The 16,094-nt window shown below is 60.8% G+C and carries 12 protein-coding genes; 3 read left to right on the forward strand and 9 right to left on the reverse strand.

The genetic code is table 11. The features are described 5' to 3' along the window. Positions 1–101 precede the first annotated feature (101 nt). Positions 102–2,693 carry a glycosyltransferase gene (locus JFU04_RS05690; RefSeq protein ID WP_065903110.1) on the reverse strand — a complete coding sequence of 864 codons (2,592 nt, stop codon included), beginning with the start codon at positions 2,691–2,693 and terminating at the stop codon, positions 102–104. Positions 2,694–2,904: 211 nt separating this feature from the next. On the opposite strand from JFU04_RS05690, the gene tcdA reads away from it, so the two are divergent. Beyond that, entirely contained in the window at positions 2,905–3,720 is an 816-nt protein-coding gene (tcdA, locus tag JFU04_RS05695) for a tRNA cyclic N6-threonylcarbamoyladenosine(37) synthase TcdA (protein ID WP_106804966.1), read from the forward strand. Between the two features lie 247 nt (positions 3,721–3,967). Here tcdA and JFU04_RS05700 read toward each other — a convergent pair whose 3' ends face one another. The 4 genes from JFU04_RS05700 to JFU04_RS05715 all read right to left on the reverse strand — a co-directional run bounded on the left by JFU04_RS05700 (position 3,968) and on the right by JFU04_RS05715 (position 7,028). Then, positions 3,968–4,381, reverse strand: coding sequence for a SufE family protein (locus tag JFU04_RS05700; protein ID WP_120447780.1), 414 nt, complete (start codon positions 4,379–4,381; stop codon positions 3,968–3,970). Next, positions 4,378–5,583, reverse strand: a complete 1,206-nt coding sequence (locus JFU04_RS05705) for an aminotransferase class V-fold PLP-dependent enzyme (protein ID WP_201143650.1) — start codon at positions 5,581–5,583, stop codon at positions 4,378–4,380. The genes JFU04_RS05700 and JFU04_RS05705 overlap by 4 nt, the downstream gene beginning before the upstream one ends. Positions 5,584–5,652: 69 nt before the next feature. Beyond that, positions 5,653–6,687, reverse strand: a complete 1,035-nt coding sequence (gene dapD, locus JFU04_RS05710) for a 2,3,4,5-tetrahydropyridine-2,6-dicarboxylate N-succinyltransferase (protein WP_106804963.1) — start codon at positions 6,685–6,687, stop codon at positions 5,653–5,655. A 32-nt stretch (positions 6,688–6,719) separates the two neighbouring features. Then, positions 6,720–7,028 (reverse strand): arsenate reductase, encoded by a 309-nt coding sequence (locus JFU04_RS05715; RefSeq protein ID WP_229999207.1) that lies wholly within the window; start codon positions 7,026–7,028, stop codon positions 6,720–6,722. Positions 7,029–7,295: 267 nt separating this feature from the next. On the opposite strand from JFU04_RS05715, the gene JFU04_RS05720 reads away from it, so the two are divergent. Further along, positions 7,296–8,939, forward strand: a complete 1,644-nt coding sequence (locus JFU04_RS05720; RefSeq protein WP_065903095.1) for a Na+/H+ antiporter — start codon at positions 7,296–7,298, stop codon at positions 8,937–8,939. 44 nt (positions 8,940–8,983) lie between these two features. Here the strand turns inward: JFU04_RS05720 and JFU04_RS05725 are convergent, their stop codons facing one another. From JFU04_RS05725 to map, 4 genes are all read right to left on the reverse strand, one after another. Beyond that, complete coding sequence (locus tag JFU04_RS05725; RefSeq protein ID WP_141697271.1) at positions 8,984–9,748, reverse strand: M12 family metallopeptidase; 765 nt, start codon at positions 9,746–9,748, stop codon at positions 8,984–8,986. 127 nt (positions 9,749–9,875) lie between these two features. Continuing rightward, complete coding sequence (gene dapC, locus JFU04_RS05730) at positions 9,876–11,075, reverse strand: succinyldiaminopimelate transaminase (RefSeq protein WP_201143651.1); 1,200 nt, start codon at positions 11,073–11,075, stop codon at positions 9,876–9,878. Between the two features lie 143 nt (positions 11,076–11,218). Further along, the gene (locus JFU04_RS05735; protein WP_106804959.1) at positions 11,219–13,921 is read right to left on the reverse strand and encodes a [protein-PII] uridylyltransferase; all 2,703 of its coding nucleotides are present in this window, start codon (positions 13,919–13,921) and stop codon (positions 11,219–11,221) included. A 66-nt stretch (positions 13,922–13,987) separates the two neighbouring features. Continuing rightward, positions 13,988–14,770, reverse strand: coding sequence for a type I methionyl aminopeptidase (gene map / locus JFU04_RS05740; RefSeq protein ID WP_065903086.1), 783 nt, complete (start codon positions 14,768–14,770; stop codon positions 13,988–13,990). Between the two features lie 387 nt (positions 14,771–15,157). Here map and rpsB point away from each other — a divergent pair, with 387 nt between their 5' ends. Beyond that, positions 15,158–15,895, forward strand: coding sequence for a 30S ribosomal protein S2 (gene rpsB, locus JFU04_RS05745; protein ID WP_003189158.1), 738 nt, complete (start codon positions 15,158–15,160; stop codon positions 15,893–15,895). Positions 15,896–16,094 lie beyond the last annotated feature (199 nt).

Raw genomic sequence — 16,094 nt, forward strand, 5'->3', positions numbered from 1 at the left:
GCTCCCACAGGGAATTGGGCCAGGCCAAGTCTCACAAAACGGCCGTTATCTTATAGCAAAACGGCGGCCAGAGGCCGCCGTTTAGTGCATTGCGCGAGTTTTTACTCCGCCGTTGCCGGCTCAACCGTCGGTGCCGGTTTGGGCAGCGACGAGAGGAACGCCATGATCAACGCCGCTACATAGGGCAGCGACTGCACCAGCAGCATGACCACCCAGAAGCGCATGTCATTGCTCGGCAGGCCCTGCACCAGGTAGATCCCCAGCGCCGCGCCCCACAACAGCAGCATGATGAACATTTCTTCGCGGGCTTCGGAAATCGCTACCCAGAAGCCGTGGTTATCCGCGTTTTTCGGTGTACGAAAGAACGGAATGCTGGTGGTGAAGAAGCCGTACAGCACCGCTTTGGCGATGGTATGGGACAACGCCAGCCCGGCGAGTGCCGCGCAGAACGCATCTTTCAAGTTCACGCCCACCGCACGGCGGTAGAGGAAGATGATCTTGCCGACCTTGAACACGAACAGCGCCAACGGCGGGATCGCGAAAATCAGCAGCGGCGGGTCGACCCGGGTTGGCACGATGATCATCGCCGCCGACCACAACAGCGCGCCGACGGTGAAGAAGATGTTCATGCCATCCGCCACCCACGGCAACCAGCCCGCGAGGAAGTGATAGCGCTGGCCACGGGTCAGCTCGGTGTCCTTGCCGCGCAACAGGCTGGCGGTGTGCCGCTTGATGATCTGAATCGCACCGTAGGCCCAGCGGAAACGCTGTTTCTTGAAGTCGATAAAGGTATCCGGCATCAGGCCCTTGCCGTAGCTGTCGTGGTAGTACGCCGCCGACAGGCCTTTCTCGAACACGCGCAGACCGAGTTCGGCATCTTCACAGATGCACCAGTCGGCCCAGCCGAGCTCTTCGAGCACCGAGCGGCGGGTCATGGTCATGGTGCCGTGCTGGATGATCGCGTCACGGTCGTTGCGGGTGACCATGCCGATATGGAAGAAGCCTTTGTATTCGGCGTAGCAGAGCTTCTTGAAGGTGCTTTCGTTCTGGTCGCGGTAGTCCTGCGGCGATTGCACGACCGCGATTTTCGGGTCGGCGAAGTGCGGCACCATGTGCTTGAGCCAGTTCGGCGACACGCAGTAGTCCGAGTCGATCACCGCGATCACTTCGGCATCCTTGGCGGTGTGCGGGATCAGGTAGTTCAGCGCGCCGCCCTTGAAACCGGCCAGGGGCGCGACGTGGAAGAACTTGAAGCGCGGGCCGAGGGTTGCGCAGTAGTCACGCACCGGCTCCCACACCGCCGGGTCCTTGGTGTTGTTGTCGATGATCAGGACTTCGTAGTCCGGGTAATCGAGCGCGGCCAGGGCGTCGAGGGTCTGTTTGACCATCTCTGGTGGCTCGTTGTAGCACGGCACGTGGATCGACACTTTCGGGCGGTAGTCCGAATCCCCTTCAACCGGCAGGAATTCACGCCGGCGCTTGTGAGTCCAGACCGCTTCGGCCAATTCGTGGGCTTCGGTCAGCAACACGATGAATACGCCCAGCGCACCGAGCGCCAACAGGAATCCGACCGTCAGGCTGAACCAGGTGCTGTATTGCTGGCTGTAGTCGTAGCCGATCCACACCAGCACCGACCCGCACAGGAACGCGATAAAGGTCAGGAAGGTGCGGCCACGCTGGCGCAAGGCCGAGCCGTCGATCATTAGCAGGGTCAGGGACAGCAGCGCAAGCACCACCGAACCGATGGCCAGCACGCGCCACTGCGGGATGGCGACCACGGGGCCTTCGAAGTTGAATTTCTGCTGGCGCGCGGCGTTGTACACGCCCCAGTAGGCGCCTACCGAACCTTCATCGCTGGCTTTCCACGGCTGATCGAAAGCCTCGATCACGAAGTAGTTGTAGCCCTGGCGGTTCAGCGTATTGACCAGCTTGCGCAGGTAAATTGCCTGGTCCGCCGGCGAGGCGTCAGCACCACCGCGCATGCGCCCGTTGCTCGGCCAGCCAACCTCCGACAGCAGCAACGGCTTTTTCGGGAAGGTCTTCTTCAGGTCCCTGGCACGGTCGAGTACGAACTGGCCCGCCTGGTCGACCGGAATATGTTCCCAGTACGGCAGGATGTGCGCGGCGATCAAGTCGACGTGCTTGGCCAGTTGCGGGTTATGTTCCCAGATGTGCCATTGCTCGGAGGTGGTCACCGGCACTTTCACGGCGGCGCGCACGCGGTCCAGCAGCACGATCAGCGCTTCGGGGGTGATTTCTTCACGGAACAACGCTTCGTTACCGACGACTACCCGCACAACGCTGCGCGAGCTGTTGGCGATCTCGATGGCGCGCTGGATTTCACGCTCGTTGCGCTCCAGGTCCGGGCTGATCCAGATCCCCAGCGTCACGCGCAGGCCGAATTCTTCGGCGAGCTTGGGGATATCCCCCAGCGTACCGTCGACCGAGTAGGTACGGATGTTGTCCGTCAGCTTGCTCATGATCGCCAGATCCTGGCGCATCTGGTCGTCGGTCGGGTACTGGTCTTTCTGCGGGTACTGGCCTTGCTGGAACGGCGAGTAGGAAAAACCGGAGATCTGCTCGGGCCAGTTAGGGGTGGTGACCGGGCGGTTGATCAGCGCCCAGAAGCCGGTGAACAGCGCGGCAATTGCCAGCACCACCACCAGGTTGAGTCCAAATTTACGCGATGACATGGCTATTTCGGGTTCCAAAGGGTGTGGAACGAAAAGAGGTGTCGGCCTACGCCGAACGGCGCGCATCCTACACCGGCGCTTCCCTGAGCGTATAGCAGACAGAGAAAAGCCGGACGTTAGTCAGCGAAAGACCACCTAAGTTCTTTACTTGTAACTTGTAGCTTAAAACTTGCCGCTGCGTAGCCCATAATGCGCGCCGGTTTTTGGGGTAATGGTCATGAGTACAGAAGATCCGCGGTTTGCAGGCGTCGCCCGCTTGTATGGCATTGAAGGCCTGGAACGCTTGAAAGCGGCCCATGTGGCAATCGTCGGCGTTGGCGGCGTGGGCTCCTGGGCGGCTGAAGCCATGGCCCGCTGCGGGGTGGGCGAGATTTCGCTGTTTGACCTGGACGATGTCTGCGTCAGCAACAGCAACCGCCAGTTGCACGCCCTGGACAGCACCGTGGGCAAGCCCAAGGTCGAAGTGATGGCCGAGCGCCTGCGCGGTATCAATCCGGATTGCACGGTGCACGCGGTGGCCGACTTCGTGACCCGCGACACCATGGCCGAATACATCACGCCGACCATCGATTGCGTGATCGACTGCATCGACGCCGTCAACGCCAAGGCCGCGCTGATCGCCTGGTGCAAGCGCCGCAAGATCCAGATCATCACCACCGGCGGCGCGGGCGGGCAGATCGACCCGACGTTGATCCAGGTCTGTGACCTGAACCGTACCTTCAACGACCCGCTGGCCTCGAAAGTGCGTTCCACCTTGCGCCGCGATTACGGCTTTTCCCGCACCGTGACCCGCCATTACAGTGTGCCGTGCGTGTTTTCCACCGAGCAGTTGCGCTATCCCAAGCCGGACGGCAGCATCTGCTTGCAGAAGAGTTTTGTCGGGGACGGGGTGAAACTGGACTGCGCGGGTGGGTTTGGCGCGGTGATGATGGTCACAGCCACGTTTGGCATGGTGGCGGCGACCAAGGCCGTGGACAAGATCGTAGCCGGCGTGCGCAGGCCGTCGGAGCGGGTCAAGCCTGAGTAAGCCTCACTGCTCAGTACGCGCTTAAAAGGTAGGAGCTGGCTTGCCTGCGATAGCCTCACCGCGGTCTGACTGATAGACCGAGGTGCCTGCATCGCCGGCAAGCCAGCTCCCACATTTGATCTCCATCTGCCCGGTTGCCTGAGCCACACCTCAATTCCTGGGGGAGCTGGCTTGCCCGCGAAGGCAGTGTGTCAGTTGATGCATCAGGTGCCTGACACACTGCTTTCGCAGGCAAGCCAGCCCACGTTTAGTTTTGTGTACTGCTTAACTCGCGCATGCGTTGCAAGACGGCATTCAGGCCATTGCTGCGCGACGGCGACAGCTGCCGGGAAAGTCCCAGTTGAGCGAACCAGTCTGGCAGGTCAACGGCTTGCAACTCACTGGCCGACAAGCCATTGACCCGTGCCAGCAGCAACGCCACCAACCCCCGAATCATCCGCGCATCGCTGCTGGCAGCAAACTGCCAGTGGCCGTCCTCTAAACGTCCCACCAACCACACCAGGCTTTCACAGCCCTGCACCAGGTTGGCGTCGACCTTGTCCTCATCCGCCAATGGCGGCAGGCGCTCGCCCCATTGCATCAGCATCCGCGCGCGCTGCTCCCAACTGCCGACCGCCTGGAAGGCTTCCAGCGCGGCTACCGCATCCAACGGCAGGCTCATCGCAGCATATCCAGCGCCTGGTCGAGCGCTTCAAAGAAGCGTTCCAGGTCATTGGAGTCGTTGTACAGCGCCAGGGACACACGAATGGCCCCGGACAAATGCAGCGCCTTGAGCAGTGGCATCGCGCAATGATGGCCGGCGCGAACGGCAATGCCTTGCTCGGTCAGCAGGTGCGCAAGGTCGGCGTTGTGCACGCCCTCGACCACGAAACTCACCAGCGCTACCTGCGGCGCACCCAGCACACGCACGCCATTGCGTGCCTGCAGCCCGCGCAGCAGGTAGTCATGCAGTGCCGCTTCATGGGCGGTCACTGCCTGCTCGTCCAGTGAGCTCAGGTAATCCAGGCTGGCACCCAGGCCGATCACACTGGCAATCGGCGGCGTTCCGGCCTCGAAGCCCAGCGGCGCGGGGCGAAAGCTGGCGCTGTGATAATCGGCCTGCTGCACCATCTCGCCGCCGAACTGCCAGTGGCGCAGGTGATGCAGGGCTTCATTGCGGCCAAACAGCACACCGACGCCGTCCGGGCCGTAGAGTTTGTGGCTGGAAAATATATAAAAGTCGCAGCCCAGGGCCTGCACATCGTGGCGACCGTGGACGATGCCTTGCGCGCCATCGACCACCGTCAGCGCGCCATGGGCCTTGGCCAGGGCCAGCAAGGGCTCCAGCGGCTGCCAGGTACCGAGCACGTTGGACAACTGGCTCACCGCCAGCAGGCGTGTACGTGGGCCGATCAACTCGGCAGCGGCATGCAGGTCGATCACGCCGTCAGCGCCCAGCGGCAACACCACCAGCGTGAGCGCGCGACGTTTGGCCAGTTGCTGCCAGGGCAGCAGGTTGGCGTGATGTTCCAGGGCGCTGATGACCAGCTCATCGCCCGCATTGAATAAGTGCTCGAGGCCATACGCCAAGAGGTTCAGCGCTGAGGTAGCGCCATGGGTAAACACGATTTGCCCGCTGTCACCTGCGTTCAACCACTGCGCAACCTTGCTGCGACTGTCCTCGAAGGCCTGGGTCGCATGGGCACCCGGCAAATGTTGGGCACGGTGCACATTGGCTGCGCCATTGGCGTAGTAATGGCTGATGGCATCCAACAGGGCTTGGGGTTTTTGTGTGGTGGCGGCGTTGTCCAGGTAGGTCTGGTCTTGCCGTTGCAGGGTGGCGATGGCCGGAAAATCGGCGCGCCAGGGGGAGGGCACAAGCATGGTGATCAAGACTCGTATAAGCGAGCCGCAACCCGAAGGCGCGGCCCGCTAGTGGCATCGAGTGGCTGCTTAGTTGTGAGCGTGCAGCGCTTCGTTCAGTTCGATGGCCGATTTGTGGGTTTTGCACTCCACGGCACCGGTCTCGGAGTTGCGGCGGAACAGCAGGTCCGGCTGGCCGGCCAGCTCGCGAGCCTTGACCACCTTGACCAGTTGGTTCTGCTCATCAAGCAGCGCGACCTTGGTCCCGGCGGTGACGTACAGGCCCGATTCCACGGTGTTGCGGTCACCCAACGGGATGCCGATACCGGCGTTGGCGCCGATCAGGCAGCCTTCGCCGACCTTGATCACAATGTTTCCGCCGCCCGACAGGGTGCCCATGGTGGAGCAACCGCCGCCCAGGTCCGAGCCCTTGCCGACGAACACGCCCGCCGAAACCCGGCCTTCGATCATGCCCGGGCCTTCGGTGCCGGCGTTGAAGTTGACGAAACCTTCGTGCATCACCGTGGTGCCTTCGCCCACGTAGGCGCCCAGGCGGATACGCGCGGCGTCAGCGATACGCACGCCGGCCGGTACCACGTAGTCGGTCATTTTCGGGAACTTGTCCACCGAGAACACTTCCAGCAGCTCGCCACGCAGGCGCGCTTCCAGTTGGCGTTCGGCCAGTTCGTTGATGTCGATGGCGCCCTGGCTGGTCCACGCTACGTTTGGCAGCTGCGGGAACACACCGGCCAGGCTCAGGCCATGTGGCTTGACCAGGCGATGCGAGAGCAGGTGCAGCTTGAGGTAGGCCTCAGGTGTGGAGGTCAGTGCGGCGTCTTCGGCCAGCAGGGTGGCAACCAGCGGGTTGTGGCTTTCAGCCAGGCGGCTCAGCAGCGCGGCCTGGGCAGCGTCGACGCTTTTCAGCGCGTCAGCCAGTTGCAGGGCTTGGGTCACGGTGAAGGTGATCGCCTGGTTGCCTTCGCTGTAGCCGAGGATTGGCGCGATGGCGGCAACGATTTCAGCCGATGGGTTGAGCAAGGGTTGTGCGTAAAACACTTCCAGCCAAGCACCTTGGCGGTTCTGAGTGCCGACGCCGAAGCCCAGGCTGAACAGGGAATTGGACATGCTGTTACCTCTACAAAAATGGAAGGGCTGGCCTACTTGAGGGCCGCCGAATAACTATCTGGCTTGAAGCCAATCAGGGTTCTGTCACCGAGATCAAGCACCGGGCGCTTGATCATCGAGGGTTGTGCGAGCATCAGTTCAATAGCTTTCGACTGATCGAGATCGGCTTTGCGTTCGTCTTCGAGTTTGCGAAAGGTGGTGCCCGCACGGTTCAAAACCACCTGCCAACCGTGCTCGTTGCACCATTGGGTCAAGTGTTCGCGGTCGATACCGGCCGTTTTGTAGTCGTGGAACTCATAACTGACGCCGTGCTCATCGAGCCACGTGCGCGCCTTTTTCATGGTGTCGCAGGCTTTGATGCCGAAAAGGTGCAACGTTTTGCTTGAAACGGTCAAGGAATTGCCCCCCTTTGGACAAATGAAATTGAAAGGTCACGGATTATGCCACGGCCAGCGGGTTTGGGTGCCTCTCGTCAGCACCGTGCGACTTTTGTGCAAAGGCCAGCGCGCAGCATAGGCGAGTAACATAGCCCGGTAATATGGCACTTCAACGGCCAGTTGTTGCCTGATAGGTGTCGTTGCACGTCGATTGTCCGGGAAACCCGCGTTATGCAAACCGCCTACACCGTTCTTATCCTGCTGATGCTGGTCAGCGTTTCGCGCCTGGTCGGGCGCATCATTCCATTGCCGTTGCCCCTCGTACAGATTGCCGCCGGCGCCTTGCTGGCATGGCCCACGCTGGGGTTGCATGTGGCGCTGGACCCGGAGCTGTTCCTGTTTCTGTTCCTGCCGCCGCTGCTGTTCTCCGATGGCTGGCGCATGCCCAAGCGCGAATTGTGGCGCCTGCGCGGGCCGATCCTGACGCTGGCCGTGGGGCTGGTGCTGTTCACTGTGGTCGGTGCCGGCTACTTCATCCATTGGCTATTGCCGACGATTCCTTTGCCGGTGGCCTTCGCCCTGGCCGCCGTGCTGTCGCCGACGGATGCCGTGGCGGTGTCGGCGATTGCCCAGAACCGTTTGCCGACCCCCCTGATGCATATGCTCCAGGGCGAGGCGTTGATGAATGATGCCTCGGGCCTGGTGACCTTCAAGTTTGCCCTGGCAGCGGCGTTGACCGGCGTGTTCTCGTTGGCCGATGCCAGCCTGACCTTTGTGTTGGTCGCGGTGGGTGGCCTTGCAGTCGGGGTGGCGCTGAGCTGGCTGGTCGGCCGCCTGCGCGCCTGGATGATCGCGCGGGGCTGGGACGACCCGGCGACCCACGTGGTGTTCATGTTGCTGCTGCCGTTTGCCGCCTACGTGTTGGCTGAACGCCTTGGCGCCTCGGGCATCCTGTCGGCGGTCGCCGCGGGCATGATGCAAAGCTGGCTCGACCTGCTGCCGCGCCAGACCAGCACGCGCCTGCTCAACCGCAGCGTCTGGTCGCTGCTGGAGTTTGCCTTCAATGGCCTGATCTTCCTGCTGTTGGGCCTGCAATTGCCGGACATCATCAAGGCCGTGGTCAGCCATGAGCCGACCCTGTGGCCGACCTTGTTGTATCGCTGCCTGGACGTGATCGCGATTTTCCTGGTGCTGGTGGTGTTGCGCTTTATCTGGGTGCAAAGCATCTGGCGCCTGTCGGGCTTGCTCCGCCGTCTGCGTGGGAAAAGTGAGTTGACCCTGGTGCCCACTGCACGCTCCTGCTGGCTGTTGACCGTCGGCGGTGTGCGCGGTGCGGTGACCCTGGCCGGCGTCATGTCGGTGCCATTGTTGCTGGCGCCGGGCCAGGATTTTCCCGAGCGCGACCTGCTGATCTTCATCGCGGCCGGCGTGATCCTGCTGTCGCTGATTGCCGCCTGTATCGCTTTGCCGCTGCTGCTGCGCGGCATCGAAAAAAGCCCGGATGAAAAGCGCCACAACGAGGTACGCGAGGCCTGGAAAAAGACTGCGGTGGCCGCAATTCATGCCTTGGAGACAGAGGAACCCGCCGAAAGCGGCACCCCGGACGCCGCCCAGGCCGCACTGGCGACCGAGCTGAAGGCGCGGCTGATGTCGGAATACCGTCATCAACTGGAGGTGTTCAACGACTCGGCAGAAGCCCAGGCGCTGGCGCAGCAGATGGATCAGCTTGAACGCAAACTGCGCCTCAAGGCCCTGCGTGCGCAGCGGTTGGAGCTATACAGCCTGAGCCGTCATCACCAGATTGGTGATGACGTATTGCGCGAAGTGTTGGCGGATCTGGATATGAGCGAGGCGAACCTGGGTCAGGTTAAATGAACGTTGTGATGGACCTGGGCTTTAATAAAGAAGCGCGAGGATACTCAAGCCCTGATTATCACCCTCATGGCCGTGTTAAGAAGTTTGCCCAGCAGTGAATTGTTCAATGGATAAAGCGACTGCATAAAATGCTTATCTCCTTCAGACAGCTGTGTATTGCCGACGAGGGGGTTTCCATCTTTTAGTGTCGAGGCGGAAAACCTGTAGTGCATGATGGAATTTCTGTCATAGCCAGAGGTTTTGACTTCTTCACGCTGGAATGTATGAACGATGTCATGGTTGGCTTGGCGTCTGGTCTTGTTTCTCGACTCGTAGTCTTTGTAAATATTCTCTTTGTTCAACTCCAACGTTCGGTCGGGATGCTTATGTTCGTGCCTCAACCCCAGGGCGTGGCCGAACTCATGCTGAATCTTGACTCCAACAGCAACTGGCGAATTCGCAAAGCCAATGCTCATGGTGGGTTCGACGGGTGGTGTATTTCTTGCGTCGGTGCCAACATTTGACCACGCTGCGCTGGTGTCATTGTTGGCAGTAATTCGTATGTCCCCGTTGGGCGTATCAATGAACTTGAAATAAAGATTGGTGTGAGGCGCCCATTTATTAATGTTCTGTTTTGTTAAGTTCTTTTGTTCTTGCGTCATGTTCAATAATGAGATGTTCAGGACTGAATGCTGAGGCCATGTTTTATTCGGGCTTGCTACACCACGTTTGTTCCGGGTCAATGGGAGGGGTGGACTTTCGACTGGGGCGGCGAGAGGCGCGTGCGCGGAGTGTGTGTAAGCAGGCGAGGGGAGTATGTTGAGTGTCATGAGGTCCACCGCTTAGCTGATGTCAGGTAGGCCTTGGTGGATTCTTTATGGAGCGCAGTTCCCATGTGATCGGTTGCAGATTGCATCTGCAGAGGCCGCCCCCAGTGTGTAGGGGCGGCTCCAGGAGTTAGCGGCGACGCTGGATAAAGTCGCGAATCCGCTTAGCCGCCTCCACACATTCTGCCAATGGCGCGACCAGTGCCAGGCGCACACGCCCGGCGCCGGGGTTGAAACCGTCGACTTCCCGCGACAGGTACGAACCCGGCACCACGGTCACGTGTTCTTCCACGAACAGGTCGCGGCAGAAGGCGGCATCGTCGCCATTCACATTCGGCCACAGGTAGAACCCGCCGTCCGGGGCCTGTACGTCCAGCACCGGCTTGAGGATTGCCAGCACGGCGTCGAACTTCTCGCGATACAGGTCGCGGTTGGCCTGCACGTGGGCTTCGTCCTGCCAGGCGGCGATGCTCGCCAGTTGGGTTTGCACGGGCATCGCGCAGCCGTGGTAAGTGCGGTACAGCAGGAAACCCTTGAGGATGTCGGCATCGCCGGCCACGAAGCCCGAGCGCAGGCCTGGCAGGTTGGAGCGCTTGGACAGGCTGTGGAACACCACGCAACGCTTGAAGTCCTTGCGACCCAGCGCCACGCAGGCGCTGAGCAGGCCTGGCGGCGGGGTCTGTTCGTCGAAGTACAGCTCGCTGTAGCACTCGTCGGCGGCGATCACGAAGTCGTATTCGTCGGCCAGGGCGATCAGTTTTTTCAGCGTGTCGACCGGGATCAGGGCGCCGGTCGGGTTGCCTGGGGAGCACAGGAAGAGGATCTGGCAGCGTTTCCAGATATCGGGCGAGACCGCATCGAAATCCGGGTTGAAGCCATTTTCGTCCAGGCACGGCAGGTAGTGCGGCTTGGCCCCGGCCAGGAACGCGGCGCCTTCGTAGATCTGGTAGAACGGGTTCGGGCTGACGACCAGCGCGTCGTCGCCGCGGTTGACCACGGTCTGGGTGAAAGCGAACAAGGCCTCACGGGTGCCATTGACCGGCAGGATGTTACGCGCCGGATCGAGCCAGCCCTTGGGCACATTGAAGCGGCGTTCGCACCAGGCGCCGATGGCCTCGCGCAGGGCCGGGATGCCCAGGGTGGTGGGGTAGACCGCCATTTGGTCGAGGTTATTGCTCAGCGCTTCGGCGACGAATGCCGGCGACGTGTGCTTGGGTTCGCCGATGGACAGCGCGATCGGGCGTTTGTCCGGGTTCGGCGTGACACTGCCGAGCAGGGCGCGCAATTTCTCGAACGGGTAGGGCTGCAGCTGGTTCAGGGCGTTGTTCATAAGGGCCTCAATCACGGTGGGCACGGACCCTGTGGGAGCTGGCGTGCCTGCGATGGCATCGCGTCGGTGTAGCTGATACACCGAGTGGCCCGTATCGCAGGCAAGCCAGCTCACACAGGGATCGTGTTTACAACGTTAAATAATCAAATGGTCAGGCGCGACAGCTCGACGCCGGGCTCCTGGGTCACGCTCAACTGCTGGACGATGGCCTCCTGCAAGCGGCGGCACAGTTCAGGGTCGGATAGCGGCTGGTTATCGGCATCGGTAATGAAGAACACGTCTTCCACGCGCTCGCCGAGGGTCGCAATCTTGGCGTTCTGCAACGACAGGTCGAACTCCAGGAAAATCCCGCCGATACGCGCCAGCAGGCCTGGCCGGTCCGGGGCGCTGAGTTCCAGCACCGTCACCGGGCGCTGGGCGTCGTTGGAAATGGTGACCTGGGGCGCGAACGCAAAGTGCTTGAGCTGGCGCGGTACGCGGCGCTGGATGATGGTCGGGTAGTCATCCGGGTTGCGCAGCGCTTCGGTCAGGCCTTCGCGGATCTTTTTCACGCGCACCGGGTTGTCGCCAATCGAGTCGCCGTCGGTGTCGAGCACGATATAGGTGTCGAGGGTGAACTGGCTGCTGGAGGTGATGACCCGGGCGTCATGGATGTTCAGGTTGAGCTGGTCCATCGCCGCCACGGTCACGGCGAAGAAATCGTGCTGGTCGGGGGCGTAGATGAAAATCTGCGTGCCGCCTTCGAATTCGCGCTGGGTGGTTTCCTTGATCAGCACCAGCGGGCCGCCATCGGCAGGCTGCTGCAGGATCGCGTCAGTGTGCCAGGCGACATCACCGGCGGTGTGGCGCAGGAAATAATCGTCTCCCAGCTGCGACCACAGCTGTTCGACGTCGTCCGGGTCGTTGCCGCCGCGCACCAGGATATCCAGGGCTGCGCTTTGCGTACGGCGGATCTGCTCCTCGCGGTCCACCGGGTTTTCCAGGCCGCGACGCAGGGCGCGCTTGGTCTCGGTGTACAGCTGGCGCAACAGGCTGGCGCGCCAGGAGTTCCACAGCGTCGGGTTGGTGGCGTTGATGTCGGAGACGGTCAGCACGTACAGGTAATCGAGGCGGGTTTCATCGCCGACGATCTGCGCGAAATCATGGATCACCTGCGGGTCGGACAAGTCCTTGCGCTGGGCGGTGGTCGACATCACCAGGTGGTTCTGCACCAGCCAGACGATCAGGCGGCTGTCCCACAGCGGCAACTGGTGGCGCTGGCAGAAGGCCTCGGCATCCACTGCACCGATTTCAGAGTGGTCGCCGTGCCGGCCTTTACCGATGTCGTGGTACAGGCCAGCCAGGTAGATCAGCTCCGGCTTGGGCAGCTTGGCCATCAGCTTACTGGCGAGCGGGAATTTCTCTGACACCTGGGTGTACTGCAACTTACGCAGGTGCTTGATCAGGTTGAGGGTGTGGGCGTCCACCGTATAGATGTGGAACAGGTCGTGCTGCATCTGCCCGACGATAAAGCCGAATTCCGGCAGATAGCGCCCGAGAATGCCGTAGCGGTTCATCCGACGCAGGTTGCGGTGGATGCCGATCTTGCACTTGAACAGCTCGATGAACAGGCTGGTGTTGCGAATATCGTGGCGAAAATCGTCGTCGATCAGGTGACGGTTTTCTCGCAGCAGGCGAATGGTGTCGGCGCGCACACCTTTGATTTCCGGCTGTTGGGCCATCAGCACGAAGATTTCCAGCATGGCGAACGGGGTGCGGCGGAACACGTTGTCGTTGCGCGCCTCGATATAGCCGTCATGCAATTGGAAGCGCGAGTTGATCGGCTGCGGCGGCGCTTCGTCTTCAGGGGCCAGGATCACTTCTTCGAAGTGCTGGATGATCAGGTCGCTGAGCTGGGCGATGCTCATGACCACCCGGTAATACTGCTGCATGAAGCTTTCGATGCTGGTCTTGGCGTCCTCGCCTTCGAACCCCAGCAGGGTCGCGATGGAGCGCTGGTGGTCGAACAGCAGGCGGTCTTCGGCGCGCCCGGCGAGCATGTGCAGGGCGTAGCGCACTTTCCAGAGAAACTCCTGGGACGAAGCCAACAGGGCGTTTTCGCTCTCGACCAGGAACCCTTCGCCCGCGAGGGCGCGCAGGTTCAGGGTGCCGTACTGGCGACGGGCAACCCACAAAATCGTCTGGATATCCCGCAGCCCGCCTGGCGAGCCTTTGACGTTGGGTTCCAGGTTGTATTCGGTGTCGTTGTACTTGTGGTGGCGGGCCTTCTGCTCGGCACGCTTGGCCAGGAAGAAGTCCTTGCTCGGCCACATGTGTGCGGTACTGGTGACTTCGAGCATGCGCTGGCGCAGGCGCTCGGGGCCGGCGATGGTGCGGCTTTCCATCAGGTTGGTGATCACCGTCAGGTCGGCGCGGGCCTCTTCGGCGCATTCGTCCACCGAGCGCACGCTCTGGCCGACTTCCAGGCCGATGTCCCACAGCAGTGTCAGAAATCGCTCGATGGAATCGCGAAAGATCTCATGATCGGCGCTGTCCAGCAGGATCAGCAGGTCGATGTCGGAGTAGGGGTGCAACTCGCCGCGACCGTAGCCACCGACCGCCACCAGGGCGATGTCGGCGTCTTCGCTCCAGCTGAACTGTTCCCAGGCCTTCTGCAGGATGTTATCGACGAACCAGGCGCGGTCCTCGATCAGCCGACGGATGTCCCGGCCGCTGCGAAAGCGCTCGTCGAGCACCTCGCGGGCCTGGCGGATAGCTTTCTTGAAAGCGGCGATAGGGCTCGCCTTCAGGGCCAGTTCGGCCTGGAACTGGCCACGGTCGAAGAGTTCGGGATCCACCTGGGGCATCGATCGGCTTTCCTTTCTATCTAACAGTCAGTCACAACACAATGGGGGAAAACCAAGGCTGCTGCCTTACGCCGAAACGCGAGGGATCGTGTCGTCGGCGCGCAGGGTGAAGATCTCGTAGCCGGTCTCGGTGACCAGCAGGGTGTGTTCCCACTGGGCCGAGAGCTTGCGGTCCTTGGTGATGGCGGTCCAGCCGTCGCCCAGCACCTTGGTGTCGGCCTTGCCCTGGTTGATCATCGGCTCGATAGTGAAGGTCATGCCGGCCTTGAGTTCCATGCCGGTGCCGGCACGGCCGTAGTGCAGGATCTGCGGCTCCTCGTGGAAGACCGTGCCGATGCCGTGCCCGCAGAATTCGCGCACCACCGAGAAGCCGTTCTTTTCAGCATGCTTCTGGATCACTTCACCGATGTCGCCCAGGCGGCAGCCAGGCTTAACGATTTCGATGGCCTTGTACATGCATTCCTGGGTGACCTGGGACAGGCGCTCGGCCCAGACCGGCACGGTGCCGACGTGGAACATGCGGCTGGTGTCGCCGAAGTAGCCATCCTTGATCACGGTGACGTCGATGTTCAGGGTGTCGCCTTCCTTCAATGGCTTGTCACCCGGGATCCCGTGGCAGACCACGTGGTTGACCGAGGTGCAGATCGACTTGGGGAATCCCTTGTAGTTCAGCGGCGCAGGGATGGCCTTTTGCACGTCGACTATATAGTCGTGGCAGATCTGGTTGAGCGTTTCGGTGGTGACGCCTGGCTTGACGTGCTCGGCAATCATTTCCAGCACGTCGGCAGCCAGTTTGCCGGCGATGCGCATGCCGGCGATGTCTTCGGCGGATTTCAAACTAACGGTCATACAGGCTCTCTCTAGCGCGACGCGCTGAAATCAATACGGTTTACGGGTGTGCGACAAAAGGTTGCAGAACTCGCACAAGCCCCAAAAAACGCGATTCTAACAGACGATGGCGTCAAATCATGACCCTCTGATGATCGCTTCTCTCTATCAGATGGGGCTAAATTCGCTCTATTCAAAGGGTTACGCCAATGCCGCGCACGGCAAATGTGATTGCGGGTTTCGTTTTCGCCCTTCGTGTGGTATAAAATGCGCCGCTTTCCGGGGATACCCCGCAAAGCTTAAATCCACACACGTGTCGACACGATGACCTGGGTGCCGGAGGCCTTGCTGCCGCTGGTTGGTCATTGGGATACGTGGAGGCCAAACCCGACTTATTAAGGAACTATCATGTCCCAAGTCAACATGCGCGATATGCTGAAGGCCGGTGTGCACTTCGGTCACCAGACCCGTTACTGGAACCCGAAAATGGGTAAGTACATTTTCGGCGCGCGTAACAAGATCCACATTATCAACCTTGAAAAAACCCTGCCAATGTTCAACGAAGCTCTGACTTTCGTAGAGCGCCTGGCCCAGGGCAAAAACAAGATTCTGTTCGTCGGCACCAAGCGTTCCGCTGGCAAGATCGTTGCTGAAGAAGCAGCACGTTGCGGTTCGCCGTACGTCGATCACCGCTGGTTGGGCGGCATGCTGACCAACTTCAAAACCATCCGTGCTTCCATCAAGCGTCTGCGTGACCTTGAAGTGCAAGCCGAAGACGGTACTTTCGCCAAGCTGACCAAGAAAGAAGCGCTGATGCGCTCCCGTGACCTGGAAAAGCTCGATCGTTCCCTGGGTGGTATCAAGGACATGGGCGGTCTGCCTGACGCACTGTTCGTTATCGACGTTGATCACGAGCGCATCGCGATCACCGAAGCCAACAAGCTGGGCATTCCGGTTATCGGCGTAGTCGATACCAACAGCAGCCCGGAAGGCGTTGACTACATCATCCCAGGCAACGATGACGCAATCCGCGCTATCCAGCTGTACATGGGTTCGATGGCTGATGCTGTAATCCGTGGTCGCAACCACGTTGCTGGCGGTACCGAGCAGTTCGTTGAAGAAGCTCCGGTAGCAGCCGCTGAGTAATTGACGCCCTGGCGTTGACTCAGTAAGCAAAAAGGGGGCTTGGCCCCCTTTTTGCCACCTCGAAAACCATTTGTGGGCGCCCACTTGTGGCAGCGCAACCTAGCGACTGTAACGTGCAGCGGCCTACAACGGAGATTCGGGAAGAATTGATCGCCCGTTTGATCGGGTGGAATGGTTGAAAACCTATCCAAGAGGATTT

Source organism: Pseudomonas sp. TH21, from assembly GCF_016651025.1.
GTDB classification, from domain to species: Bacteria; Pseudomonadota; Gammaproteobacteria; order Pseudomonadales; family Pseudomonadaceae; genus Aquipseudomonas; species Aquipseudomonas aylmerensis.